The following is a 2,010-nucleotide window of genomic DNA, read 5'->3' as shown; positions in this document are numbered from 1 at the left end:
GGCTTGTTGGCTGCTGCGTTTCATCGCATGATCGCCTAACAATTCATTCAAGCCGAACTGGCTTCGCCAGTCGGCTTAATTCAGGCGTTAGGCCGTGGTGGAGCAACAGCATCGGTGCTCGCATCTTCGACCAGTTCACTGGCGCTCACGCGGTCTGCTCCGGACATTGGTTCTCACCGTAACTGGCATCGGACAGTTCGCCGCTTCGTCATTTCGTGTCACCGCCGCGCGGCACTCATTGCGCCTGGCTTCGGAGCCAACAGGCCCCGTGGCATTGCGGCGCAAGCTTCATCCTGCAAGCTGTGGCACACTCGGATCAGGCGGGCAGTGCTGGGGAGCACGGTTGCGGTCTCAACCGTTTCGGCCACTCACTGCCTAACAACTCATTCAAGCCGACGTTGCTTCGCAACTCGGCTTAATTCAAGCGTTAGGCATCACACAACCATGTCGGACTTCATATGAACAGACAGAGAGTTCCGAAAGGGCAAGTGTTTCTGAAAAAGAAGGAAAAGGTACTCGCAACGTTAGAGCTTCTTCCGCCTGAGCACTCTGATACCGACTTCATCGCAAAATTTCGGGAGCTCCATGAGAAGGACTGGCTAAAAATCGTAACCCGATATGAGGCTCATGAGCGACTCACCAAGCCAGGTAAGAGCCACCCAATGGCTCCACCGGAGAAATACTTGATCAATGCAGGCAGAAATTTCAGGTTGGCTTACCGCAAGATAGGCAATCTAGACACCATTCGTCAGGAACTCGCGGGTGATGCCTAACAATTCATTCAAGCCGACGCCGCTTCGCGGCGCGGCTTAATTCAGGCGTTAGGCCGTGGTGGAGCAAATGCGTTGGTGGTCGCCGCTTCGGTGAGTTCGCAGGCGTGCATGCGGTTGGCTCCGGACAGCAGTCATCACCGTTGCTGGTTGCGGTAAGTTCGGTGCTTCGCTTTGGCACGTCGTTCCCGCGCTGCGCTCGGTGCAGTTGGCTTCGGTGGCATCACGCGCCTCTGCATTGCTGGGCAAGCCCCATCCCGCAAGCTGTGGCAAACTCGGTCCAGGCGGCAGTGCTGGGGAGCCTGGTTGCACCATCCAACCTTCGCGGCCACTCACTGCCTAACAACTCATTCAAGCCGAAGTTGCTTCGCAACTCGGCTTAATTCAGGCGTTAGACGTGCAAGACACAATCTCGCCATCGGCCAAACTCGAAGCTGCGCTATCGGACACGTCAGAGGTGTACGTCAATGCCGGGACTGACGCATCGGCCTACTACGCGCGACTGGCGGACAACATCCGGCAAAATCAGTGCGAGCCTTTTACTGTCACTGCCGTGGTCAAGGAGCCTGGCTTCCCGGACGCATCGGTTGGTAGCACGATCTACGGCGAGTGTGTCGCTCACGCGAATGGCTATTGGCTTGTCTATCAGTCAGAGCAAGATCGGTTCTGTTGCTTCTGGGGCTTAGAGTCGAGCAACCTTGGCGCTCATGGCGTGTTCGGCAGCCCACTTTATTGCTGGTCCGCGTGAGCACGTCTAACAATTCAATCAAGCCGAACTGGCTTCGCCAGTCGGCTTATTTCAGGCGTTAGGCCGTGGTGGAGCAAATGCGTTGGTGGTTGCCGCTTCGGTGGGTTCGCAGGCGTGCATGCGGTTGGCTCCGGACAGCAGTCATCACCGTTGCTGGTTGCGGCAAGTTCGGTGCTTCGCCTTGGTACGTCGTTCCCGCGCTGCGCTCGGTGCAGTTGGCTTCGGTGGGATCACGCGCCACTGCATCGCTGGGCAAGCTCCATCCCGCAAGCTGTGGCAAACTCGGTCCAGGCGGTAGTGCTGGGGAGCATGGTTGCACCATCCAACCTTCGCGGCCACTCACTGCCTAACAACTCATTCAAGCCGAAGTTGCTTCGCAACTCGGCTTAATTCAAGTGTTAGGCCGTGGTGGAGCAAATGCGTTGGTGGTTGCCGCTTCGTTGGGTTCGCAGGCATGCATGCGCTTGGCTCCGGACAGCAGTCATCACCGTT

General features: G+C 57.4%; 2 protein-coding genes. Both read left to right on the top strand.

Annotated features, from left to right (window positions below):
* The first annotated feature begins 488 nt into the window (after nucleotides 1–488).
* A complete protein-coding gene (locus GGR62_RS20835) occupies nucleotides 489–773 on the top strand; it encodes a hypothetical protein (RefSeq protein WP_184409715.1) in 285 nt (94 codons plus the stop codon).
* Nucleotides 774–1,167: 394 nt separating this feature from the next.
* Nucleotides 1,168–1,518 carry a hypothetical protein gene (locus GGR62_RS20830; protein ID WP_184409714.1) on the top strand — a complete coding sequence of 117 codons (351 nt, stop codon included), beginning with the start codon at nucleotides 1,168–1,170 and terminating at the stop codon, nucleotides 1,516–1,518.
* Nucleotides 1,519–2,010: the final 492 nt, after the last annotated feature.

This window comes from Xanthomonas sp. 3075, assembly GCF_014197275.1.
Lineage (GTDB): Bacteria > Pseudomonadota > Gammaproteobacteria > Xanthomonadales > Xanthomonadaceae > Xanthomonas > Xanthomonas campestris_B.
Note: the sequence above shows the minus strand (reverse complement) of the source record. Positions and strands in the feature narration are given on the sequence as shown.